The sequence below is a fragment of the Rhodococcus sp. WB1 genome (assembly GCF_001700945.1).
Taxonomy (GTDB): Bacteria; Actinomycetota; Actinomycetes; order Mycobacteriales; family Mycobacteriaceae; genus Rhodococcus; species Rhodococcus aetherivorans.
Map to the genome: position 1 here is coordinate 3,836,243 of NZ_CP015529.1, position 21,397 is coordinate 3,857,639.

Here is a 21,397-nt window from a genome sequence, read left to right on the forward strand (position 1 = left end):
TGCACGTGGCCTCGTCGACCCTGTCGACGAGGCCACGGCTCATGTCCGGGGACCGTCAGCGTCCCTCCCCGGGGCGGGTCTGCTCCCCGGAGGCCGGGTCGCCGTACTGCTCCTTCGAGAGCGGGATCTGCGTTCGGGTGGGGCCGTGTTCGGGCGGGAGGTCGTCGTGCGGCCCCTCCGGTGCCGCGTACTCGTGCAGTTCCCGGGGACCCTGGTCGAGCCGGAACGGCGGGTACTCGTCGCGCAGCAGGGCCGCGTAGGCCCACACGCGGAACCGCCAGCGGTTGATGCCCACGACGAGATCGAACAACCCGCTCGGGTAACGGGCGGTGAACAGCAGGGCGATCGCCGCGACGAGCACGAGAATGCCGAGCAGCGACCACGAGTAGGTCCACACCGCGTCGTCCCAGTCGTCGCCGTTCCCCGACGCCGCTGTGGCCCCACCCCCGACGAGCACGGCGAGGATCAGATAGTGCGGGACGGCGAGCAGCCACCACTTGACCAGCACCAGTCCCCGGGAGAGGCGTTCCGGGTAGGGGACGTCGAAATCGGCGGGATAGTCCGTGCGGTGCAGCGTGAAGGGCGGATACCGGTCGGTGCCCAGGGCCGCGTAGGTGTAGAACCCGACGCGCCACCACCACCGCATCACGCCGACGTTGAAGTCGAACAGCGGCCGTGGGTAGCGGCCGGTGAACAGGATCGCGAAGCCCGCGACGATCGTCGTGACGAAATGCGCGATCGCGAGGAAGAAGAGCACGATGTAGTGCGGGATCGCCAAGAGCCACTTCACGAGCCACAGCCCGCGCGACGGCGCGTCCGGATCGCCGCGCAGCATCACCGGATAGGAGCCCGGGGCGACGGCTGAGGGAGGCGGAGCGTGCGCCGCGGGCGGGCCGTGCCGGCCGAGTCCCACCGCTCCGAGGACGAGCAGCGGCACCCCGATCACCAGTAGCACGAGCCCGCTGATCAGCAGCCACAGCGCGAGCGGTCCCAGGAACGGGAACTGGGCGCCCGCCTGCAGGTCCACCGCCACGCCCGGGGTGGCGTCGGCGTTCATCACGACGATCGACCACACCCCTTCCTGGAATTCCCAGCGCAGCTCCTGGGTGCCCGGGCCGGAGGCCGACGCGGCCCAGAAGTCCTCGTCACCGGGCACGCGGGCGGGGTCGTCGCCTGGGATCTCGCGATACTCGGCGCGGAACGGCTCGAACCGGACGTCGGTGATCTCGGCGTGCGCGACGCCGGACAGGAAGGCGTCGACCTCCGCCTGCGGGCCGATGCCGACGAACACCGGCCGGCCGGGATCCTCCGACGCCGCACGCAATCTGAGCCGGCCGAGGTCCTCGGCGCCGAAACCTGTCGGCGCGTCGTCGAAGACCAGGTCGATGCGCTCGGAGACGAGCGCACTCGAGTCGGTGCGGTACCGCTCGGTGGGAGCGGTGAACCAGCCGTCGTCGCGCTGGGCGAAGTATCCCCAGCCGAGCACTCCGGCGGCGACGAGCAACGCCAGGCCGAGCATCGACAGCAGGACGCCTACAACGAACATGACGATCTTGCCGGCCTTCATATCGGCCTCCGATTCGCAGTGTCGTACACGCGGTCCGCACTCACCGTAGACGCCACCGAACAGGACGAACAAGACTTTGCCTCACCTCGCCGCGCCGCACCCCGCGACACGTCACGCACAGGTTCCATGCGCGTAACGCATCGGCCACCTCCCGCCGTGTAGGGTGACTGCATCGACGACACGTCTCGGTCGATCGCTTCCGATCGGGCGAGTACAGCGTGATTTCGGTCGAGCACCACCAACCGAGCCCTGTCCCGTGACCGTCCTACCCGCATACCGGGTACGGGTGTAGCGGCGGCAGCGTCGGGGTACCACAGCTGCGGCTCCGCCGCCCCGACCCGGCTCGCCGGCCCGAAAGGACATCATGCACAACGAAACCGAGTTCCAGACGCCGCTCTTCGTCGAGCCCACCACTCCCGGCGACGAGGGGAACACCGAGCCCGTCGCGACCTCGCAGCCGCCGAGCGGTCCGTACGACTACCACGGCATCTTCTCCGCCCGGGCCTGATCCGCGTCACTGCCGGCCCGGATTGCGGGATGACAAGCCCGCCAGACGATCCCGGCAGTCTCCCTGCCCTCGAGGCCCGTGCGACAGGGCCGCCGTCCGGAAGGCGTACAGTGGACGGCGGCCGGTGGGGAAGACCCGGCCACGCGAACGCCCCGGCCCCGCGCCGGGGCGTTCGTCATTCCGGACGCCGTTCGGTCGACGATTGGAATCGGCCGGGAACGGGAACGCAGTCCGAGGGTCGCCCACGACCCTTTCCCGACCGGAAGGACTTCCATCATGACCAAGGTGCTGTTCGTCGTCACCGGAGCCGATCACTGGACGCTGGCCGACGGGACGCGACACCCCACGGGGTTCTGGGCCGAGGAGCTGATCGAGCCGTACCGGGTGTTCACCAACGCCGGATTCGACATCACGTTCGCCACACCGGGTGGCCGCACCCCCGTCGTGGACGAAGCCAGTCTCGCGCCCGACGCCGCCGGAGGCGAGGAGCGCAGCGACGAACTGCGGCAGACCCTCGCCGACCTGAAGCCGGTCCTCGACTCCCCCACCGTGCTCGAGGACGTGCGCGCCGAGGACTACGACCTCGTGTTCGTCCCGGGTGGGCACGGCCCGATGGAGGATCTTGCCGTGTCCGAACCGTTCGGCCGGCTGCTCGGGAACTTCCTGGACGCCGACAAGCTCGTCTCCGTCGTATGCCACGCCCCCGCCGCACTGCTGCCGGCACGACGCGCGGACGGCGGCTGGCTCTTCGACGGGTACCGGATGACCGGCTTCACGAACGAGGAGGAGACGCAGGCCGGGCTGGCCGAGAAGGCGCCGTGGCTGCTCGAGGATCGCCTCCGTGAGAGCGGCGCCCAGTTCTCCGCGGGACCGGCGTGGCAACCGCACGTCGTGGTCGACCGCCGCCTCTACACCGGACAGAACCCGGCGTCGTCGCGCGAGGTGGCGGAGCGGGTGGTCGAGGCGGCGAAGAACTGATCTCGCCCCGAGCGGGCGACGCTTGTCGCCCTGACCGAGCCGGGGCGCGGGGTGTCACATTGCGGACATACCGGTCACCCGGTTTCATGTAGGGGTGCGCCGGCTGTGGAAGTGGAACAAGGAAGAGCCGTTCTTCGGGGACCCCGAAGAGCCCCGTGGCACGGCCGCGATCGTCGTGATGATCGCGGTCGTCGTCGCAGTGGGGACCGTGCTGTTGCTGACGGCGGGCGCGCCGCTGCCCTGACGCGTGGCCGACACTGCAGTCAGGCAGCCGGCACCGACAACGGCGGCTGCAGGTCGAACCACGGTCGTGCCCGCTCGAGTTCGGCCGCCAGGGACAGCAGCAAACCCTCACCGCCCAGAGGCGCCACGAACTGCACCCCGAGCGGCAGGCCCGTCGTCGTCCAGTACAGCGGCAACGAAATCGCCGGCCTTCCGGTCAGATTCGCCAACTGGGTGTAGGGCGTCCGACCGAGGTTCTCGTCCACGATGCGATCCATGACGCCCGCCCGGCGGAGGACCCCTCCCAGATGTGCCGCGAGGAGGGCGCGACCGGCGGCGCGGACGACGCGGGGGGTGGTCAACTCACCGATCCGCGCCGGCGGGAACGCAAGCGTCGGAGTCAGCAACAGGTCGTACGTCTCATGGAAGACCGCCAACCGGCGGGCGTATCCGTTCCACCGCTCGAGCGAGGCGAGGTACTCGGACGGCCGCACCGAGTCCCCGAGGGCGGCGAGAAGACGGGTGTCCATTTCGAATCCCTCGGGACCACACCCGGTGAGCCGACGGGCTCGCCGGATCTCGACGGCCACCCCCGCGAACCACATCGTCAGGAAATCCACTGCGAGGCCGCGTTCGTCGACTCCGGTGGCCGCGGGTTCCACGTGGTGCCCGAGTTCGCCGAGCAGGGTCGCCGCATCGGCGACGGCCGCGACGGCCGCCGGATCCACCGGCGTGCCGAGCGGCGATTCCGTCGCGAATCCGATGCGCAGCCTGCGGGGTTCTTCCGACGCCACAGAGGAATACGAATCCTCGGGCATGGCAACCAGATACGGACCCGCCGGGTCCGGACCGGCGAGCACGTCCAGCATCGCCGCCGTGTCCCGTACCGTGCGCGTCACCACCCCGTGGCTGACGGCTCCGTGCAGGAGCTCACCGAACGCGGGACCACTCGGAACCACACCGCGCCCCGGTTTCAGGCCGACCAGCCCGCAGCACGCCGCCGGGATACGGATCGAACCGCCGCCGTCGTTCGCCCCCGCCGCCGGCACCACCCCCGCCGCCACCGCGGCGGCCGAACCCCCGGAGGATCCGCCCGGGGTGTGCGCGGGATTCCACGGATTACGGGTGGGACCGTTGACCTCCGGCTCGGTGATGCCCTTCGCGCCGAACTCGGGGGTGTTGGTCTTCCCGAAGATCACCAGTCCCGCTCCGAGCCACCGGTCCACGACCAGCGCGTTGCGCTCGGCGGGCAGTGCGGCGAGGGCGCGGCTGCCACTTCCGGTGGGCGTCCCGGCGACGTCCTGCAACAGATCCTTGACCAGGAACGGCACCCCGGCGAACGGGCCGGTGAGTATCTCGCGCGCCCGGGCACGGGCGCGCTCGTCGAGCCGGTACACCACCGTGTTCAGAGTCGGCTCCACAGTGTGGAGTCGGCTCAGCGCCGCTTCGAGCAGCTCCCCCGCGTCGACCTGCCCGCTCGCGACGAGCCCGGCAAGGCCCACGGCGTCGAACCGGCGGTACTCGGCGTAGTCCACGGCTCCGCCTCCTCGGGAACCCGGCGGTGTCTCCTCATTCTCCCGCCGGGGCCAGCGCGAGGGGAGCGCTTTCCCGCGATGTTCGCGCGACCGGGTTCGACCGAATGCGCCCGATCGGGACGGGGGCCTGCAACGATTTTGGATATGAAGCACTTTCGGATAGTCAACGAAGACGGGTCCGTCGTCGACCAGCAGCCGTTCGAGACCGAGGACGAGGCCCTGGCGTGGGCGCACACGCATCCGCGGGCGGGAACCCCGGGATGGACCCTGGAGGAGCAGGTCGAGGCAGACTGGGAGAAGCGGGAGAACTCCGAGCGGACCTGACCGCAGCGGACCGGGCTGCTCGGGGGGTGGATTCAGCCCTCCTGACGCTTCGCCCACGTCAGCACGAGTCTCGGCTCTGCAGAATTGGACGAATCGAGTTCCAGCGTGGCGTCTTCCGGAGCGCCCGCGAGGAACGCACGGACGATGCTCATCGTGACCGGGGTGCTGAGGGGCAGAACGGCACTTTCGGTTTCGTTCGACATACACCGAACGTATCGTCATCGCGGGTCCTCCGCTGGGTGAGACGAGCGGTCGTCCGCCTCCGTCAACGCTCGCCGGCAGTCACGAGCGTCCGAGAACAGAACCCCGACAACGGTGAGGACCTGGTCGGTCCGCAAGTCCGTGCGAACAAGATCATCAGTGGGTGTCGGTCGGCTGTCGGGGACAGCAACAGGCCTTCGCTGCCTGGCGGCTGCTGAGCGCAGATGATTCGACGAATGCGCCGCGACCAGGGCCTTCGTCCGGGACGATGCCCACTGGAAGTACTCCCGGATCGTGCACACGGACGGCGCCGTCGTCGACGAGCAGCCGTTCGCGACCCAGGACTAGGCGGACGCGTGGGCACGCACGCACCCGTGGACGCTTCCCGACCGAGGAATGGGCTGGGAGCAGGCGGGGCCTGCGCTCCTCATCCCTTGCAGGTGAAGGGAGCTACTCGATCGGCGGCCGACGACTGTGTACCGCGCATCCGGGGCTCAACCTGCGAGTCCACTGATTCCGAGAGAGGACCGACATCATGGACGAAACCACGCGGCCTTCGGAGGCCCTCAACACGTTCCTGAATGCACTTCCCGGAGTCAACAGCTGGGCGATGCGCAAGGGGTATCTCGAGGCGGGCATCCGGGACAACGACGTCGTCGTGTGGTCGGGGATGCTGGACTCCAGGACGATCCTGCTCGGGGGAAGTTCCAGCTCTCTCTACTTCTCGACGTCCGCGGACCTGACCGGCGGTCCACTGGTAGTCGAGAGTCCGCCGCTCACACTCACATTCATGAACGACATGTGGGCACGGTGGGTGACCGACTCCGGCATGGGCGGCCCGGACCGCGGTGCCGGCGGTTCGTCGAGGGAACCGGTCTCCCCATGAACACCGTCAATCCCAACGACAGTTCGTTCTACCAGTTCGCGAGTGACCTGGTGAGCGACCAGCCCGCCGAGGCACTCGATGCCGAGATTGCCGGCGAACTCGCCGCGATCGGGATCGTCAAGGGCAAGGCCTTCGAGCCGGACGCGCGGATGCGGGAGATCCTGACCGAGGCAGCCGCCGTGGGCAATGCGATCGCACGCACCCTCACCTTCCGCCCGCGCACAGAAGACGGGGTCCACTACTACGGGGAGGCGTCGCAATGGGTCAACGGCCTGCTCGCGGGCGGTTACGACCTCATGACCCCGCCCGCGGAGGTTTCCGACACGGGAATCGGGCCGTACCCGTCCGACGGCGCACGGAAGCTGCATCTTCGCACCCAGTTCTTCTACCTCGCCTGGGGAATCAGTCCGGCGATGTGCATGCGGATCACGAACCTCGGTTCGCAGTACCTCGTCGCGGCCGCGGACAAAGAGGGCCGAACCCTCGACGGCGGCAGGCATTACACGGTGTCGCTTCCCCCTGGCATCCCGGCCGCCAGGTTCTGGTCCCTGACCGCGTGGGACAACCAGACCCGGTCCATGCTCGACACACCGCAACGATTCTCGAAAGTCGGCAGCCAGGGCTACCCTCGCCGGGCTGCGACCGCCGATCCCGACGGGTCGACGACGGTGCACTTCGCGCCCGAACTCCCCGACGGCGTACCCGATGGCACCTGGATCCAGACGACGCCGGACAGGGGATCGTGTGTGCCTGCGTCTCTACAGCCCGCTGCAACCGTTCTTCGACAGGTCCTGGCGCCCCGGGGAGATCGAAGAAGTGGAGATCTGAAGGGATCACCGCCGTCGATGCTGGGCACCTCTTACTGTTCACCCGACGACGCACCCGGTGGTGCGGGTCATTTGCTACGCCGCGAATTGGTCGCCGAATTGTACAGATCGAGTGCCCCCAGTCGGACTCGAACCGACACTTGGCGGATTTTAAGTCCGCTGCCTCTGCCAATTGGGCTATGGGGGCGCAAGAAGAGGGTAGTGCGTGGTGTCCTCCCGGACCCGGGCAGGTCCGGAAGGACACCACGGCGGCAACGCCACCTACGCGATCGACAGCGCGATCCCGTCGAGGATGTCGTGCTCGCTGACGACGAGCTCGCCGATGCCCGCGCGACGGCCGAGTTCGTCGGCCAGCACGGTCGTCACGATCGCCCCGCCGCCGATGACGTCGACCCGTCCGGGGTGCATCGGGCCGAGCGCCGCGCGCTCGTCGTGCGTGGCGGCGAGCAGGCCGTCGCACACCTCGCGCAGCCGGTCGAAACCGACGGTGGACAGGTGCACGCGTTCGGGGTCGTACTCCGCGAGGCCGTTCGCGAGGGCCGCGATCGTGGTCATGGTGCCGGCGACGCCGACCCAGGTACGGGCCTGCTCGACCGGCACGTGTGCGAGCGCCTCGGCGATCTTCTCCCTCGTGAACTCGCGGGCCGCCGCGATCTGTTCGGCCGTGGGCGGGTCGTCGTGCAGGCACCGCTCGGTGAGCCGCACGCAGCCGATGTCGGTGGAGTAGGCGGCATGGACACCGTCGGCGTCGCCGAGCACCACCTCGGTGGAGCCGCCGCCGAGGTCCACGACGACGAACGGCCCCCGGGTGGGGTCGAGTTCGCCGACGGCGCCGGTGAAGGACAGCCGCGCCTCCTCGTCGCCGGTGATGACCTCGGCCTCGGCACCGGGGATCACCGCACCGAGGACCTCGCGGGTCATCGCGAAGAAGTCGTCCCGGTTGGCGGCGTCGCGGGTGGCGGAGGTCGCGACCATCCGCACCGCCTGCGCACCGGTCTCCCGGATGAGGCCGGCGTATTCGACGAGGGCGACGCGGGTGCGTTCGATCGCCTCGGGGGCGAGCCGGCCGGTGGCGTCGACGCCCTGCCCGAGCCGGACGATGCGCATCAGCCGCGTCACGTCGGTGAGCCGGCCGTCGTCGCCGAGGTCGGCGATGAGCAGGCGGATGGAGTTGGTGCCGCAGTCGATCGCCGCGACGCGGCGGGCGCCGACGGCGGTCACTCGGTCTCTCCGCGCAGCTCGGCGTAGGTCGGCCAGTCGGCGGGGACGGCGGTGCCACGCAGGCCGGCGTCGGCGGCGAGGGCGACGGCCTCGTCGCCGAACGGGTTCACGCCCGGCCCCTTGGCGAGGGAGTGCGCGATCAGCACGTGCAGGCACTTGACGCGGTCGGGCATGCCGCCGCCGCTGAAGTCGGTGCCGAGCGAGTCGATGGCGTCGCGTTCGGCGAGGTAGGACTCGTGGGCCCGCCGGTACGCGGCCGCGAGGTCGGGGTCGGCGGCGAGCCGCTCGGTCATCTCCTTCATGACCCCGCCGGATTCCTGCCGGCTGGCCTCGGCGGTGAGCCGCGGATCGGTGAGGTAGAACAGCGTCGGGAACGGCGTGCCGTCGGGCAGTTTCGGCGCGGTCTTCACGACGCCGGGGGCTCCGTCCGGGCAGCGGTAGGCGATGGCGAGGACGCCACGCGGGGCCCGCCCGAGCTGGGCGGCGACGGCGTCGAGGTCTTCCTGTGCGACGGGATCGGTCACCCGGTCGGTTCTCCTGGTTCTGGGGGCGCCACCGGCATCTGCCGCGGCACCGGGGCGGGTTCGGGTTCTGGCGCGGGAACGGACACCGACTGCCACAGGTCGCTGTACCAGGCGCCGGTGGAGGGCAGTTCCTCGGTCTGCTCGGTGACCGGTTCCTGGTAGTCGCCGGGCAGCTGCACCTGGTAGGGAGTCTCGCCGGGCATGACGAACCGTAGCCGTTCGCGGGCCTGGGCGCGGATCCACGCCGGGTCCTCGATCTGCGCCTTCTGTTCGCGGAGCGCCGCTATCTCCTGCTCGAGCTGTGCCCGTTCCGCGGCGACCCGCTCGGCCTCGGAGCGCTGGCTGACGTACGTGCGCAACGGAACCGCGAGGGTCAGGGCGAGGCCGCACACCACGAGGGCGAGGACGACGGCACGGCCGGTGGACAGGCCGAGGAAGGTGCGCTCGGCACGGGCGGGCCGGGACTCGCGCGGCGTTCCGACGCGGGTGGGCCGGGCCCGCCCCGATGCGCCCCCGGTGCGGGCACCGGGAGCGTCGGCGGGCGGTTCCGTCGAGGCGGTAGGTCCGGCCGGGCGGGCCCGTCCGGGCCGCCGGACGCCCGGCGCACCCTCGGTGCGGGTGCGCCGGGCACCGGGCCGGGACCTACCGCGCTGGCTCATGCGGGTGCGCTCAGCCCTCGATGTTGAAACGCGGGAACGCCAGTTCGCCGGCGTACCGGGCGGCGTCGCCGAGCGACTCCTCGATGCGCAGCAGCTGGTTGTACTTGGCGACGCGCTCGGAGCGGGCCGGGGCACCGGTCTTGATCTGGCCGCTGCCCACGGCGACGGCGAGGTCGGCGATGGTGGTGTCCTCGGTCTCGCCGGAGCGGTGGCTCATCATCGACTTGTAGCCGTTGCGGTGCGCGAGGTCGACGGCGTCGAGGGTCTCGGTGAGGGTGCCGATCTGGTTGACCTTCACCAGCAGCGCGTTGGCGGCGCCCTTGACGATGCCTTCCTCGAGACGCTCGGGGTTGGTGACGAACAGGTCGTCGCCGACGAGCTGCACCTTGTTGCCGATCTTGTCGGTCAGTGCGACCCAGCCGTCCCAGTCGTCCTCGCTCAGCGGGTCCTCGATGGACACCAGCGGGTACGCGGAGAGCAGCTCGTTGTAGAAGTCGGCGAGCTCGTCCGCGGTGCGGTCCTTGCCCTCGAACTTGTAGCCGGCAGCTTCGGTGTAGAACTCGGTGGCGGCGACGTCGAGCGCGAGCGCGACGTCGGTGCCGAGCTTCAGACCGGTCTTGGCGACGGCCTCGCTGATGAGGTCGAGGGCCTCCTTGGTGCCGGCGACGTCGGGCGCGAAGCCGCCCTCGTCACCGAGACCGGTGGCCAGGCCGCGGCTCTTGAGCACGGACTTGAGGGCGTGGTACACCTCGGCGCCCCAGCGCAGGGACTCCTTGAAGGTGGGGGCGCCGATCGGGGCGACCATGAACTCCTGGACGTCGACGCCGGTGTCGGCGTGGGCGCCGCCGTTGAGGATGTTCATCATCGGCACGGGCAGGATGTGGGCGTTCGGGCCGCCGAGGTAGCGGAACAGCTCGAGTCCGGAGGACTCGGCCGCGGCCTTGGCGACGGCGAGGGACGCGCCGAGCAGGGCGTTGGCGCCGAGCCGGCCCTTGTCGGGGGTGCCGTCGGTGTCGAGGAGGGCCTGGTCGACGGTGCGCTGTTCGGTCGCGTCGAGGCCGATGATGGCGGGGGCGATCTCGCCGAGGACGCCCTCGACGGCCTGCTCGACGCCCTTGCCCAGGTAGCGTTCGCCACCGTCGCGCAGCTCGACGGCCTCGTGCTCACCGGTGGACGCACCGGAGGGCACCGCAGCGCGGGCAAAACTTCCGTCGTCGAGCAGCACCTCGACCTCGACCGTGGGGTTACCACGCGAATCGAGGATCTCGCGGGCTCCTACCTGCTCAATGATGGCCACTGGCTGATTCTCCTTCGATGGACTTCACGCTGCGGGGTCTGCACGCTGGGAACAGCCTAACCGCCCCGACCTGCGCCCGAAGCACGGCGCGCCCCACGGCGGCGGCCACCGGCCGCCCGCCCGGCGGGGAGGCGGACGGATCGGGCAGCCGCGTCAGGGCCGACGGCCCACCCCGTACGCGGCGGCGCGGTCGCGCACCAGCGCGAGGTATTCGCCCGAGAGGTTGTAGGCCGTCAGCGCCCGCGTCCAGCCTTCGGCGGTGGTGAGGTCGCCGCCCCGGTCGCACAGGTAGCGGCCGGCGGTCAGGGTCGCGTCGTCGATGTTGTCGGGGTCGGCGACGCCGTCGCCGTTCGCGTCCACGCCCCAGCGGAACCAGGTCTCGGGGATGAACTGCATGGGCCCCACCGCCCGGTCGAGAACGGGGTCGCCGTCGAGCCGGCCGCCGTCGGTGTCCCGGATCTCGGCCAGTCCGGGACCACCGTCGAGGGGCACACCGCGGATGGGCGGGTCGACGCGTCCGTCGGGGGCGATGCTCGCGCCGTTGTACCGGCCGTGCCGGCTCTCCACGCTCCCGATGCCGGCGAGCGTCGTCCATGCGAGCCCGCAGCCGGGGCGCGAGGCGGCGAGCACGGCTGCGGCGTGACCGTAGGCCTCGAGCGCGGTGCGGGGGATGCCGAGCGCCTCGGCCTGCGGTGCCGCCCAGTCCCGCAACTGGTCGGCGGTGCGGCCGGGGGCGTCGACGTCGATCGCCGGGACCGCGGTTCCGGGGGCGGGCGGGACGCCGTCCGGGATCGGGATGCGCGGCTCGCGCGGGCTCCAGACGGCAACGCCGACGACCACGAGGATCACCGCGGCGACGGCGCCGACCAGGACGCGCGGCCACGGTGAGCGTCGGCGCGAGGCGGCAGGGGGCATGGTTCCCATCATCCATATCCCCGGCAAAGCGCAGGTAAAGAGACCAAGGTCCCTGTCGACGGAGTCCCGACCGGGTGTATGTTTTCGGCTTGCATCACCTAAGAGAGGTTCGCCTCACCTAACCGTTGGAGTCATGCCCATGTCCGCACTCGCCGCGAGCTCCGAGGCCCCGTCGATCGCCACCCAGCTGTTCGGCTCCGGCCTCATCGGGCTCCGCGAGGGCCTCGAAGCGGGCATCGTCGTGATGATCCTGGTCGCCTTCCTCGTCAAGGCCCAGCGCCGCGACGCCCTGAGGTGGGTATGGCTCGGCGTCGGCGCCGCGGTCGCCATGGTCGCCGCGACGTTCGGGATCATCCACTTCGGCACCACCACCCTCACCGGCCTCGCCGCCGAGGTGGCCGCGGGCCTCGCGTCGCTCGCCGCGGTCGTGATCGTGACCGCCATGGTGCTGTGGATGCGCAAGGCGTCGCGGTCGATCTCCGGGGACCTGCGCTCCGGAATGGAGAAGGCACTGCTCGCGGGACCGGCGGCGGTGCTCACCCTGTCGTTCTTCGCGGTCGGCCGTGAGGGCCTCGAGACCGCACTGCTCATGGTCGGGTACGCGGAGAACACCGCCGGCAGCGCCTGGCCGCTCGTCGGCCTGCTCCTCGGCATCGGCGTGGCCGCCGGGCTCACGGTACTGATGTACCTCGGGGCGATCCGGATCGACATGGCCCGCTTCTTCAAGTACACCGGCGCCTTCCTGATCGTGGTCGCGGCCGGCATTCTCGCCTACGGCCTGCGCGCCCTCCAGATCGGCGGCGTCCTGCCCGGGGGCTCGAACCTCGCCTTCGACGTCTCGGCCCACTACGACGCCGGCAGTTGGTACGGCACCGTGCTGGCCGGGATCTTCAACCTCCGTCCGGACCCCACCGTCCTCCAGGCCGTCGCGTGGGTGAGCTACCTCGTCGTCGTCCTGTACGTGTTCCTGCGTCCCGTCGCGCCGGCCCGCACACCCGAACCGGCCGTCGCCGTCTGACCCCCTCCCTGTTCGAAAGGCACCGATCCATGCGTCGATCCACGTACGCCCTCGCGGCGGCAGCGGCCCTGCCCCTCGCCCTGGCGGGCTGCACCGAGAAGTCCACCGCCGGCGACGACGCGATCGCGGTCACCGCCACCGACACCGCATGCGACGTGGCGGCGGCGGACGGCGCGACCGGGCACTCGACCTTCAGCATCACCAACAACGGCACCAAGGTCACCGAGTTCTACGTGTTCGCCGCCGGCGACCGGGTGATGGGCGAGATCGAGAACATCGGCCCCGGACTCACCCGGCAGCTGATCGTGAACCTGCCCGAGGCCGGCACCTACGAGCTGTCCTGCCGCCCCGGCATGGTCGGCGACGGGATCCGTCAGGAGTTCGTGGTCACGGGCGATTCCCAGGCCGCCACCGACGCCGACGGCAAGCTCACCGAGGCGGGCGACGGCTACCGCCGGTACATCCGCAGCCAGACCGAAGCCCTCGTCACCGCCACGGGCGAGTTCGTGGCCGCCGTGAAGGCCGGCGACGCCGACGAGGCCAAGCGGCTGTTCCCGGTCAGCCGCACCTACTTCGAACGCATCGAGCCGGAGGCGGAGAGCTTCGGCGACCTCGACCCGCGGATCGACCTGCGCGAGGCGGACCTCGAGCCCGGCCAGGCCTGGACCGGATTCCACCGGCTCGAGAAGGACCTGTGGGTGCAGGGCCCCCAGCCCGACACGGGCGCGATCGCCGATCAGCTCGCGGTCGACGTCCAGGAGCTGGCCGACCTGGTGAACGCCGCCGACTACACGGTCGACCCGACCAAGATCGCCGGAAATGCGCAGGGCCTGCTCGACGAGATCGCCACCTCGAAGATCACGGGTGAGGAGGACATCTTCTCCCACACCGACCTGTGGGACTTCCAGGGCAACGTGGACGGCTCGCAGGCCGCGGTCGCCGCGCTGCGCCCGATCCTCGACGCGAACGATCCCCAGCTGGGGCAGGCCATCGACGCCCGGTTCGCCGACCTCGACGCCGCGCTCGCCCGGTACCGGCAGGGCGACGGCTTCGTCTCCTACGACACCGTGACCGAGCCGCAGCGGCAGGAACTCTCGCGCCTGATCGACGCGCTCTCGGCCGAGGTGAGCAAGGTGCAGGGTGTCGTCGCGGGAGCTGCAGGCGCATGAGCGGGACCCCGGACACCGCCGCGGCCCCCGCCGCCCGCGGAGGCATCTCTCGCCGCCGCCTGTTCGGTGCGGTCGGTGCCGGCGCCGCGCTCGCCGGAGCGGGCGCGGTGGTCGGCCGGGTCACCGCACCCGGCGCGGACACCGCCCACGCCGGCGCCGTCCCGTTCCGGGGCGAACACCAGGCCGGGATCGTCACCCCCGCCCAGGACCGCATGCACTTCGTGGCGTTCGACGTCACCACCGACGACCGGGACGAACTCGTCGCGCTGCTGAAGACGTGGACCGAGATGGCCGAGCGGATGACCGCCGGGCTCGAGGCCACCGAGGACGGTGCCACCGGCGAGGGTCCCTACCATCCGCCCACCGACACCGGCGAGGCCCTGGACCTCGACGCCTCCCAGCTGACCCTGACCATCGGGTTCGGCCCGTCGCTGTTCGACGGCCGGTTCGGTCTCGCCGACCGCAGACCCTCTGCACTCGAGGAACTTCCGCACTTTCCCGCCGACAACCTCGATCCGGCCCGCAGCGGCGGCGACATCGCCATCCAGGCGTGCGCCAACGATCCTCAGGTGGCGGTGCACGCCATCCGCAACCTGGCACGGGTCGCGTTCGGCACCGCGTCGGTGCGCTGGTCGCAGCTCGGATTCGGCCGCACCTCGTCCACCTCGACGTCGCAGCAGACGCCGCGGAACCTGTTCGGATTCAAGGACGGAACCAACAACCTCAAGGCCGAGGACCCCGGCGCGCTCACCGAGTCGGTGTGGGTCGGCCCCGGCGACGACCAGGCCTGGCTCGCCGGCGGCACCTACCTGGTGGCGCGGCGGATCCGCATGCTCATCGAGCAGTGGGACCGAGCGGTGCTGCAAGAGCAGGAGCAGGTGATCGGCCGCACCAAGCGCGACGGCGCTCCGCTCGGGAAGACCGGCGAGTTCGACGAACTCGACCTCGAGTCCAGGGGACCGGACGGGCCGTTCGTCCCCGTCGACGCACACGTGCGCCTCGCGTCGGCCCAGCACCTCGGCGGACTGAAGATCCTGCGCCGGGGCTACAACTTCACCGACGGCTCCGACGGCTTCGGCCACCTGGATGCGGGCCTGTTCTTCATCGCGTTCTGCCGCAACCCGCTCGAGCAGTTCGTGCCGATGCAGCGCGAACTGGCACGACGCGACGCGCTCAACGAGTACATCCAGCACGTCGGGTCGGCGGTATTCGCGTGCCCGGCCGGGCCGGCACCGGGCGAGTACTGGGGGCAGGCGCTCTTCGAGGCGTGAACCGTCCCGGAACGAGATCGGTGACGCCGAGCGGGGCTCAGTAGGCGCCGTCGCGGTGCAGGACGGCCCGGAGGGTCCTGCGCAGGATCGACAGATCGAGGGCGAAGGTCCAGTTCTCGACGTAACGCAGATCGGCGCGGACCGATTCCTCCCAGCTCAGGTTGCTTCGTCCGCTGACCTGCCACAAGCCGGTCAGTCCCGGCTTGACGAACAGCCGCCGGCGGGCGCCGTCCTCTCCGTACCGCGCCACCTCGCATTCCAGCGGGGGACGTGGGCCGACCAGCGACATGTCGCCGGTGACCACGTTGAACAGCTGCGGCAGTTCGTCGAGCGAGTACCGGCGGATGAAGCGGCCGACCCGCGTGACACGGGGGTCCTCCCGCATCTTGAACAGGATCCCGTTGCCGTCGCTGCAGTCGGTCAGGTCGGCGAGACGATCCTCCGCATCGACCACCATGCTGCGGAATTTGAACATCGTGAACGTCCGCCCGTCCCTGCCGACCCGGGTCTGCCGGAAGAGCACGGGACCCGGGCTCGTGAGCCGGACGGCGAGGGCAATGGCCAGCAGCAACGGCGCCAGGAGCACCACGATCATCAGGGCGGCCACGCGGTCGAAGATGTTCTTCACCAACCACGCCGGGCCGGCGTAGCGCGGGGCACTGAGTTGGAGCAACGGCAGCCCGGCGAGCGGTGCCATGTGCAGGCGCGGCCCCACCAGGTCCATGAGAACCGGGGCCATGAGGAGATCGGCGCCCGTGTGCTCCAGATCCCAGCTGAGTCTGCGGGTCTTCGAGTGCGTCCAACCGCTCGACGGCAGCAGCGCCACCGCCTGGAATCCGTGCAGCTGAGTGATTCCGACGATGTCGTCCTCGGTCCCCAGCACCGGCACATCGTCGACGGCGAGGGGCAGCACCACTCCTGACGTCCTGGCGGGCAGGCAGATCCCGTCCACCTGCCAGCCCGCATCACGCAGTTCCCCCGCCCGGGCCAGCAGCTCGTGCACCTCGATCGAGTCACCCGCGACGAGCACCGACCGCACGAGGCGTCCCCGGCGGCGGCGCATGCGGACGAATCGCCGCAACAGCAGGCGGGCACCCAGCGTTGCAGCGCCGGCCAGGGGCAAGGCGCCGAAGATCCAGGACTGGCCGCTTGCCGTCCCCCACGCGTATCCGGCCCCCGCCAGGACCGCGATCGCAAGGACGTAGGCACGGCCGACACGCCGGAACTCCTCGACACCCGCCCCGAGAACCCTGGCATCCCATGCCTTTTGCACCGCCAGGGCGAGCACGGCAGCGAATGGTACGACCATCACGAGCGCGAGCGTCTTACCACTGGGCAACTCCCCCCGGTGGTAGCCGAAGGTGACGGCCAGGTCCGCAATCAGCACGCACAAGAGGTCGATGCAGAAGACAAGAATCGCATAGCGTCGTTCCCAGGCCGGCCGCGGCACGGCTTCCGGAGCACACAGCCCGGGCAGGCTCCGGACCACTCCTGTCCGGTCCCCGCCCCTTCGCTCCACGGACGAGCCTTCTGGGGCGTTTCCCGCCCCAGCGAAGGTTCTCGCCGTTTCCCGGTTTTGCATCAGGGCCCGCCCCATTTCGGAGTCGCACGACTCTCGGACCCCTAAAACATACTCGGAGATTGTTTCCCCGGCAATAACGGACTGGTAGTTCATTCGGGGAGCGAAGCCGGAAGTCTCCACGGGAGTTCGATCCTGCCGTGACGCAGCATCTCGACGATTTGCTCGGGCGGCTGGGGCCGGCTGAGGAGGAATCCTTGCGCGCGTCGACACCCGAGTTCCAGCAGCTTCATCGCCGCCGCCACGGACTCGAGCCCTTCGGCCACGACGTCCAGCCCGAACGCGGAGGCCAGCCCCATGATCGATTCGACGATGACGCGGTCGCTCTCGCTGCGCTGCAGATTGAGCACGAACGCCTTGTCGATCTTGAGTGTGTGGACCGGCAGAGACTTCAGGTGGGCGAGCGAGCTGTAGCCGGTGCCGAAGTCGTCGATCGCGCAGCACACACCCAGACGCTCGAGCCGGCGCAGTGTCTTGCGGGAGCGCTCCAGATCGCTGACGACCACGTACTCGGTGATCTCCAGACACAGGCACGAGCTGCCCAGGCCGAACTCCTCCAGCGTGCTCTCCACCGTCTCCACGAAGTCCAGGCTCACCAGCTGCACCGGCGAGACGTTCACGCTCATCTGCAGGTTCAACCCCGGAATCCGGCGCCGCCACTCGGCCAGCTGCCCGCACGCCGTCCGCAGCACCCAGCGCCCGAGTTCGCCCGCAAGGTTCGTCGACTCGGCCACCTCGATGAACTCGGCCGGCTGCAGCTTGCCCAGCACCGGGTGATTCCACCGCACCAGGGCCTCGACACCGAGAATGCTGCCGTCGCGCAGGTCGAATTCGGGTTGATATTCGAGGGTGAGGTGCTCGTCGTCGATCGACGTCCGCAGGCTCAGCTCGATGAGGTTGCGGCGTTCGCTCGCGCCCCGCATGTCGTCGGTGTACGCGACGACGCTGTTGCCGCCCTTGCTCTTGGCCATCAGCATCGCCTCGTCGACGCGCCCGAGCAACGCCACCGGAGTGATCCGTCCGGGCTCGCCTACGGCAACACCGAGGCTGCCGCCGCGACCGACGACCTGGCTGCCCAGCTGCACCGACATCCCGACCGCCCACCGCAGTGCCTCGGCGCGTTCCCGCGCCACCTCGAGCGACACCGCCCCGTCGAGCACGATGACGAACTCGTCACCGCCGAGGCGCGCCACCATGTCCTTCGGATCACACACCCGCGACAGCCGCTGCGCGGTGCGGCACAGGAACACGTCGACGGCCGCGTGACCGAGGAAGTCGTTGAGCGGCTTGAGGCGGTCCAGATCGAGGAACAGGACGGCGACCGGTCCCGGCTGCCCCCGCTTCAACCGCTCCTCGAGGTGTTCGAGGAGAGCCCGCCGGCTCGCCAGGCCGGTGAGGTCGTCGTGATAGGCGGCGTCGCGCAGGTCCTGTTCCGCGCGGACCCGGGCCTGCACCTGGGCCAGCAACGCCGCGATCATCATCAAGGTATTGATCTCGTCCTCGCTCCAGTCACGATCACCGGCCTTGATGAAGCCCAGGGTGCCGGTGGTGACGCTGCCGGAGATCAGCGGCACCGCCGCGACCGAGACCTCGGGCACTCCCGAACCCGCACGCACCCGGTCCGCGTATTCGGCACCCGACTGCGCCGGACGGCTGACCGCCGGTTCCTTCATGGTCTCGGTCATGGCGAAGATCGGGTCGGCGTCGCGGAAGTGCACCACGCCCAGAGGATCCGGGCTCGGCACGAACTCCCGCGGCGGCCACTCGGCGACGAGCACCGTCGCGTGGATGTCATGGTCGTTGTAGCGAAGGAAGCAGGTGTCGACCTCGAAGTGCTCGACGAGGTCCTGGAGCACCCTTTCGATCACCGAGTGATGAGACGCGGCGTCCGCCGGCATGAGGCGGGAAGCGACCCGGGTGACAATGTTCTCGAAGCTCTTCTCCGCCATCCCAAACCCCTTGTGAGCAGCACATCCGACGCGACCGTGGCCGCATCAGGGATGTCTTCGAACCCTATCCGAGCGGCGCGCACTGCGAACCCGTTCCGGCTTCGCCCGCGCCACCCGGAGCAGGAGGGCGAAGCGTCGTCCGATCGGTCTGTCGAACACGTCGTCGAACGTCGACTGCAGCTTTCCGAGAGCGCCGAACCGGGCCTCCGAGAGCCGGGTGAGGTCGGTGTCGTCCTCGGCGTAGAGGAACACCGGTGACGCCGGCTGAACCGCCAGGCCCATGCCGTGGGCGCATATCCACACGCTCTCGGCCGCCATTCCCGCTCGGACGTAGTCGGCCGGCCGCGGTCCCGACGCGAAGACCGCTACGAGTGCCGAGCTGCTCCGCACCCGCGTTCCGGTCAGACGCCCCAGACCGTGCCCGAGGTCCCACTCCCCGAGTTGATCGAGCACATCGTTTCGCACCGTCAGGTCGAGCATCGTGCGCTCCGCGTCGTCCATCCCGAGTGCTCCGACGTCGATGCCACTGTCGATGGCCTCGGAGTGCGGCCACCGCAGTTCCGCGAGCATCTCCCGGCGCAGGACGGGTGTCAGGTAGCGGATCCTGTCCGATTCCGCGAGCAGCTCCGCGGTCTCGGCCAGGCGATCGACGTCCGTGACGACCCGGATCCGGCCGCCCTCCCGCGCGGCCGCCTCGTACAGGGCAGCCGTCTCGGCATCGGACAGTGGCGTTCCGTCACCGGGTTGCCGATTGGTGCCGCGCGAGAGCATGGCCTCGTACTGGGCGGCCAGCACCGGGTCGGTGTCGTCGGAGAACCGCATCGTCGCGATCACCTCGCGCGGCGGCTCGCCGCGGTCCCGCGCGAGCACTCGGACCGGGCCGAGTATCCGGTGGGCCGCCGCGGCGATGCGCGCGTTCTGCAGGGCTGCGCCGAGCGCCACGTAGCTGCCCCGACAGTGGATGTCGATCGCGGTCGGCACGAAATCGTCCGCGATGTCGATCTCCAGCATCCCGCCGCCGGCCGTGATGGACCAGGGTTGGCTGTTACCTCCCGAGGGGGCTCTGTTCGCGGCATGCAGTACCCGGTCGATCGGATCGTCCGATTCCGCGGGCAGGGGGGCTTCCGCGACGGCCCGGTTCCCCGGATCCGCAGGTGGGGTCAGGGCGTCGAGGCAGGCCTCGACGTCCACGCGGCCTCGCCCCGAGTTCAGCGGCTGGCCGAGGCCCAGCCGGCGCACGACCGCGGCGACCGTCGCGCCGCCGAGCATCACCTCGCTCCCCAGTTGAGGCCAGGTGACCAGCGTCCGCTCCACCTCCAGGAGGGAGGCGGCCATCCGGGTCGAGATCCGCTCCGGTCCCAGCAGGCGCAGAGCGTACGGAATCTTCTCCCGACCCGACAGGGCGGCGAGCCGCTGCGGGTCGATCTCTCCCAGCAATCCGTGAAACGGGGGTCCCGGCCGCAGATCGAAGCGCTCGACGTCGATCAGCCCCCGGTCACTCGTCTCCATCACCACCGGGATTGCTCGCCGGGCCGCTTCCGCGCGCAACACGACCTTGACGTCCAGGGAGTCGCACTCGTCCACGACGACGTCGAGTCCGTCCAGGAACTCGCTCATCGTTTCCGGTCCGACCCCGTCGGGCCACACCGACAGGGACAGGTACGGATCCAGCTCCGAGAGTCGTCGCGCGGCCACGACCGCCTTGTTCGTGCCCAGATCGACGAGGGAGGCCGGCACCCGGTTGAGATTCGACAGCTCGATCGGGTCGAAGTCGGCGAGCCGCAGTTCCCCGCCCACCCCGTCGAGCACCAGCGCCTGCGCAACCGAGAAGCCGACGCTCAATCCGACGATCCCCACCGTCACCCCGCGCAGCCGGTCCTGTTCGGCCGACGTCACCTTGTTCCGGTTGCGGTCCAGCCGTAGCCGCCGGAACGAGTGCGGGCCGAGCACGCGGACGACGGTCCGGCGCCAGGGGTAGTGGACCCACCGTGCCGGTTCGTCGAGCAATTCGCTCCCCGGCGGTGGGAGCACTTCGCGCAGTCCTCTCACCTGATCGGCGAGACGGTCGACGACCACGAGGCCGGGTTCGGAACGAACGCGCCGGAATTCCTCCATATCCTCCGGCCGGTCTTCCACAAACACGGAAGCCGTCCATCCCGCCTCGCCGTCGGACATCACGCCGGCTCCCCGTCGAAAGGATATCCACCCACTTCTCGTCGGAGTTCGTCGCCGAGCGGATCGGCGCACAGACGGTCCCACCACATGAGCCGGGTCCGATAGCGGGCGTCCGGGTACGGGGTGGCCGGCATGCTCTCGTCCACCACTCCCCCGCAGGTCTTCCACAGATCCAGAAGGTTGTCGGCGGCCGTGGCCATCATGTATCGGGATTGGAGCAGGTCCATGAACTTCGCGCCCATCCGGGCTATCGCAAGGGTGAGCTCCCGACGCTGGGGCACATCCTCGGACACCCATGCGGCCTTCGCCTCGATCAGACCGAACGGGATTCGGCTCTCGATCATGCTGCGGAGGTGATCGACGTGCTCGGGAGCACTCCACTCGGTCACGGCATGGGACTCGTCCGCACTGCGAAAAGGCCCCTGGGCTCGTACCCCACCCACGACGACCCCCCTTCGATCGAGCCCTGCGCAGAACATCGCCGTGTTCTCCCCGCTTCGCACCTTCTCGTACTCGAGTGCGCACTCGACGCCGAATCTGCGATAGGCACCCAATGCCCGGGCGAGATATTC

20 protein-coding genes, 1 tRNA gene and 1 pseudogene are annotated in these 21,397 nt (G+C 70.0%); 9 read left to right on the forward strand and 13 right to left on the reverse strand.

Features of this window, described 5'->3' with window-relative positions:
* Positions 1–55: 55 nt before the first annotated feature.
* Positions 56–1,567 carry a DUF4389 domain-containing protein gene (locus A4U64_RS16935; RefSeq protein WP_050034816.1) on the reverse strand — a complete coding sequence of 504 codons (1,512 nt, stop codon included), beginning with the start codon at positions 1,565–1,567 and terminating at the stop codon, positions 56–58.
* A 364-nt stretch (positions 1,568–1,931) separates the two neighbouring features.
* Between A4U64_RS16935 and A4U64_RS28565 the strand changes: the two genes are divergently transcribed.
* From A4U64_RS28565 to A4U64_RS28260, 3 genes are all read left to right on the forward strand, one after another.
* Complete coding sequence (locus tag A4U64_RS28565; RefSeq protein ID WP_006935784.1) at positions 1,932–2,075, forward strand: hypothetical protein; 144 nt, start codon at positions 1,932–1,934, stop codon at positions 2,073–2,075.
* Between the two features lie 276 nt (positions 2,076–2,351).
* Complete coding sequence (locus A4U64_RS16940; protein ID WP_050034815.1) at positions 2,352–3,053, forward strand: type 1 glutamine amidotransferase domain-containing protein; 702 nt, start codon at positions 2,352–2,354, stop codon at positions 3,051–3,053.
* Between the two features lie 94 nt (positions 3,054–3,147).
* Positions 3,148–3,297, forward strand: coding sequence for a hypothetical protein (locus A4U64_RS28260; protein WP_006935782.1), 150 nt, complete (start codon positions 3,148–3,150; stop codon positions 3,295–3,297).
* A gap of 19 nt (positions 3,298–3,316) precedes the next feature.
* Here A4U64_RS28260 and A4U64_RS16945 read toward each other — a convergent pair whose 3' ends face one another.
* On the reverse strand, positions 3,317–4,810 hold the full coding sequence (locus A4U64_RS16945; RefSeq protein WP_050034814.1) for an amidase: 1,494 nt from the start codon (positions 4,808–4,810) through the stop codon (positions 3,317–3,319).
* Between the two features lie 144 nt (positions 4,811–4,954).
* On the opposite strand from A4U64_RS16945, the gene A4U64_RS16950 reads away from it, so the two are divergent.
* A complete protein-coding gene (locus A4U64_RS16950) occupies positions 4,955–5,134 on the forward strand; it encodes a hypothetical protein (protein WP_006935779.1) in 180 nt (59 codons plus the stop codon).
* 32 nt (positions 5,135–5,166) lie between these two features.
* Here A4U64_RS16950 and A4U64_RS28570 read toward each other — a convergent pair whose 3' ends face one another.
* Positions 5,167–5,337, reverse strand: coding sequence for a hypothetical protein (locus A4U64_RS28570; RefSeq protein ID WP_006935777.1), 171 nt, complete (start codon positions 5,335–5,337; stop codon positions 5,167–5,169).
* 533 nt (positions 5,338–5,870) lie between these two features.
* Between A4U64_RS28570 and A4U64_RS16955 the strand changes: the two genes are divergently transcribed.
* Together A4U64_RS16955 and A4U64_RS29235 are read left to right on the forward strand one after the other, a co-directional pair.
* The gene (locus A4U64_RS16955; RefSeq protein ID WP_029542191.1) at positions 5,871–6,221 is read left to right on the forward strand and encodes a DUF1254 domain-containing protein; all 351 of its coding nucleotides are present in this window, start codon (positions 5,871–5,873) and stop codon (positions 6,219–6,221) included.
* A 419-nt stretch (positions 6,222–6,640) separates the two neighbouring features.
* Positions 6,641–6,895, forward strand: a pseudogene (locus A4U64_RS29235) (DUF1214 domain-containing protein); the annotation flags it as partial.
* A gap of 266 nt (positions 6,896–7,161) precedes the next feature.
* Here the strand turns inward: A4U64_RS29235 and A4U64_RS16960 are convergent.
* The 6 genes from A4U64_RS16960 to A4U64_RS16985 all read right to left on the reverse strand — a co-directional run bounded on the left by A4U64_RS16960 (position 7,162) and on the right by A4U64_RS16985 (position 11,664).
* A tRNA-Leu gene (locus A4U64_RS16960) sits at positions 7,162–7,235 on the reverse strand.
* Positions 7,236–7,309: 74 nt separating this feature from the next.
* Positions 7,310–8,269: a Ppx/GppA phosphatase family protein gene (locus A4U64_RS16965; protein WP_029542185.1), complete on the reverse strand. Its 960-nt coding sequence runs from the start codon at positions 8,267–8,269 to the stop codon at positions 7,310–7,312.
* Positions 8,266–8,793 (reverse strand): DUF501 domain-containing protein, encoded by a 528-nt coding sequence (locus tag A4U64_RS16970; protein WP_065922861.1) that lies wholly within the window; start codon positions 8,791–8,793, stop codon positions 8,266–8,268. Before A4U64_RS16970 ends, A4U64_RS16965 begins: the two co-directional genes overlap by 4 nt.
* Entirely contained in the window at positions 8,790–9,452 is a 663-nt protein-coding gene (locus A4U64_RS16975) for an FtsB family cell division protein (protein WP_006940798.1), read from the reverse strand. Before A4U64_RS16975 ends, A4U64_RS16970 begins: the two co-directional genes overlap by 4 nt.
* Before the next feature lie 10 nt (positions 9,453–9,462).
* Positions 9,463–10,749: a phosphopyruvate hydratase gene (gene eno / locus A4U64_RS16980; RefSeq protein WP_006940797.1), complete on the reverse strand. Its 1,287-nt coding sequence runs from the start codon at positions 10,747–10,749 to the stop codon at positions 9,463–9,465.
* Positions 10,750–10,902: 153 nt separating this feature from the next.
* Complete coding sequence (locus A4U64_RS16985) at positions 10,903–11,664, reverse strand: lytic transglycosylase domain-containing protein (RefSeq protein ID WP_006940789.1); 762 nt, start codon at positions 11,662–11,664, stop codon at positions 10,903–10,905.
* Positions 11,665–11,803: 139 nt separating this feature from the next.
* On the opposite strand from A4U64_RS16985, the gene efeU reads away from it, so the two are divergent.
* The 3 genes from efeU to efeB are packed head-to-tail and all read left to right on the forward strand — an operon-like array spanning position 11,804 to position 15,122.
* Entirely contained in the window at positions 11,804–12,682 is an 879-nt protein-coding gene (gene efeU, locus A4U64_RS16990) for an iron uptake transporter permease EfeU (RefSeq protein ID WP_050034811.1), read from the forward strand.
* A 29-nt stretch (positions 12,683–12,711) separates the two neighbouring features.
* The gene (efeO, locus tag A4U64_RS16995) at positions 12,712–13,851 is read left to right on the forward strand and encodes an iron uptake system protein EfeO (protein WP_050034810.1); all 1,140 of its coding nucleotides are present in this window, start codon (positions 12,712–12,714) and stop codon (positions 13,849–13,851) included.
* On the forward strand, positions 13,848–15,122 hold the full coding sequence (gene efeB, locus A4U64_RS17000; RefSeq protein WP_029542174.1) for an iron uptake transporter deferrochelatase/peroxidase subunit: 1,275 nt from the start codon (positions 13,848–13,850) through the stop codon (positions 15,120–15,122). Before efeO ends, efeB begins: the two co-directional genes overlap by 4 nt.
* Before the next feature lie 37 nt (positions 15,123–15,159).
* Here efeB and A4U64_RS17005 read toward each other — a convergent pair whose 3' ends face one another.
* The 4 genes from A4U64_RS17005 to A4U64_RS28835 all read right to left on the reverse strand — a co-directional run bounded on the left by A4U64_RS17005 (position 15,160) and on the right by A4U64_RS28835 (position 21,169).
* Entirely contained in the window at positions 15,160–16,509 is a 1,350-nt protein-coding gene (locus tag A4U64_RS17005; RefSeq protein WP_231771877.1) for a sugar transferase, read from the reverse strand.
* Between the two features lie 284 nt (positions 16,510–16,793).
* Complete coding sequence (locus A4U64_RS17010) at positions 16,794–18,650, reverse strand: putative bifunctional diguanylate cyclase/phosphodiesterase (protein WP_029542170.1); 1,857 nt, start codon at positions 18,648–18,650, stop codon at positions 16,794–16,796.
* A gap of 45 nt (positions 18,651–18,695) precedes the next feature.
* Positions 18,696–20,825, reverse strand: a complete 2,130-nt coding sequence (locus A4U64_RS17015) for an Rv1355c family protein (RefSeq protein WP_043800394.1) — start codon at positions 20,823–20,825, stop codon at positions 18,696–18,698.
* Positions 20,825–21,169 carry a hypothetical protein gene (locus A4U64_RS28835; protein WP_232334094.1) on the reverse strand — a complete coding sequence of 115 codons (345 nt, stop codon included), beginning with the start codon at positions 21,167–21,169 and terminating at the stop codon, positions 20,825–20,827. The genes A4U64_RS17015 and A4U64_RS28835 overlap by 1 nt, the downstream gene beginning before the upstream one ends.
* Between the last annotated feature and the right edge of the window lie 228 nt (positions 21,170–21,397).

Bases quoted from the DNA above. Each gene is read 5' to 3' on its own strand.
- A4U64_RS16935 (WP_050034816.1), bottom strand. From the start codon at position 1,567: ATGAAGGCCGGCAAGATCGTCATGTTCGTTGTAGGCGTCCTGCTGTCG.
- A4U64_RS28565 (WP_006935784.1), top strand. From the start codon at position 1,932: ATGCACAACGAAACCGAGTTCCAGACGCCGCTCTTCGTCGAGCCCACC.
- A4U64_RS16940 (WP_050034815.1), top strand. From the start codon at position 2,352: ATGACCAAGGTGCTGTTCGTCGTCACCGGAGCCGATCACTGGACGCTG.
- A4U64_RS16950 (WP_006935779.1), top strand. From the start codon at position 4,955: ATGAAGCACTTTCGGATAGTCAACGAAGACGGGTCCGTCGTCGACCAG.
- A4U64_RS28570 (WP_006935777.1), bottom strand. From the start codon at position 5,337: ATGTCGAACGAAACCGAAAGTGCCGTTCTGCCCCTCAGCACCCCGGTC.
- A4U64_RS16955 (WP_029542191.1), top strand. From the start codon at position 5,871: ATGGACGAAACCACGCGGCCTTCGGAGGCCCTCAACACGTTCCTGAAT.
- A4U64_RS16975 (WP_006940798.1), bottom strand. From the start codon at position 9,452: ATGAGCCAGCGCGGTAGGTCCCGGCCCGGTGCCCGGCGCACCCGCACC.
- A4U64_RS16985 (WP_006940789.1), bottom strand. From the start codon at position 11,664: ATGCCCCCTGCCGCCTCGCGCCGACGCTCACCGTGGCCGCGCGTCCTG.
- efeU (WP_050034811.1), top strand. From the start codon at position 11,804: ATGTCCGCACTCGCCGCGAGCTCCGAGGCCCCGTCGATCGCCACCCAG.
- efeO (WP_050034810.1), top strand. From the start codon at position 12,712: ATGCGTCGATCCACGTACGCCCTCGCGGCGGCAGCGGCCCTGCCCCTC.
- efeB (WP_029542174.1), top strand. From the start codon at position 13,848: ATGAGCGGGACCCCGGACACCGCCGCGGCCCCCGCCGCCCGCGGAGGC.
- A4U64_RS17010 (WP_029542170.1), bottom strand. From the start codon at position 18,650: ATGGCGGAGAAGAGCTTCGAGAACATTGTCACCCGGGTCGCTTCCCGC.
- A4U64_RS17015 (WP_043800394.1), bottom strand. From the start codon at position 20,825: ATGTCCGACGGCGAGGCGGGATGGACGGCTTCCGTGTTTGTGGAAGAC.
- A4U64_RS28835 (WP_232334094.1), bottom strand. From the start codon at position 21,169: ATGATCGAGAGCCGAATCCCGTTCGGTCTGATCGAGGCGAAGGCCGCA.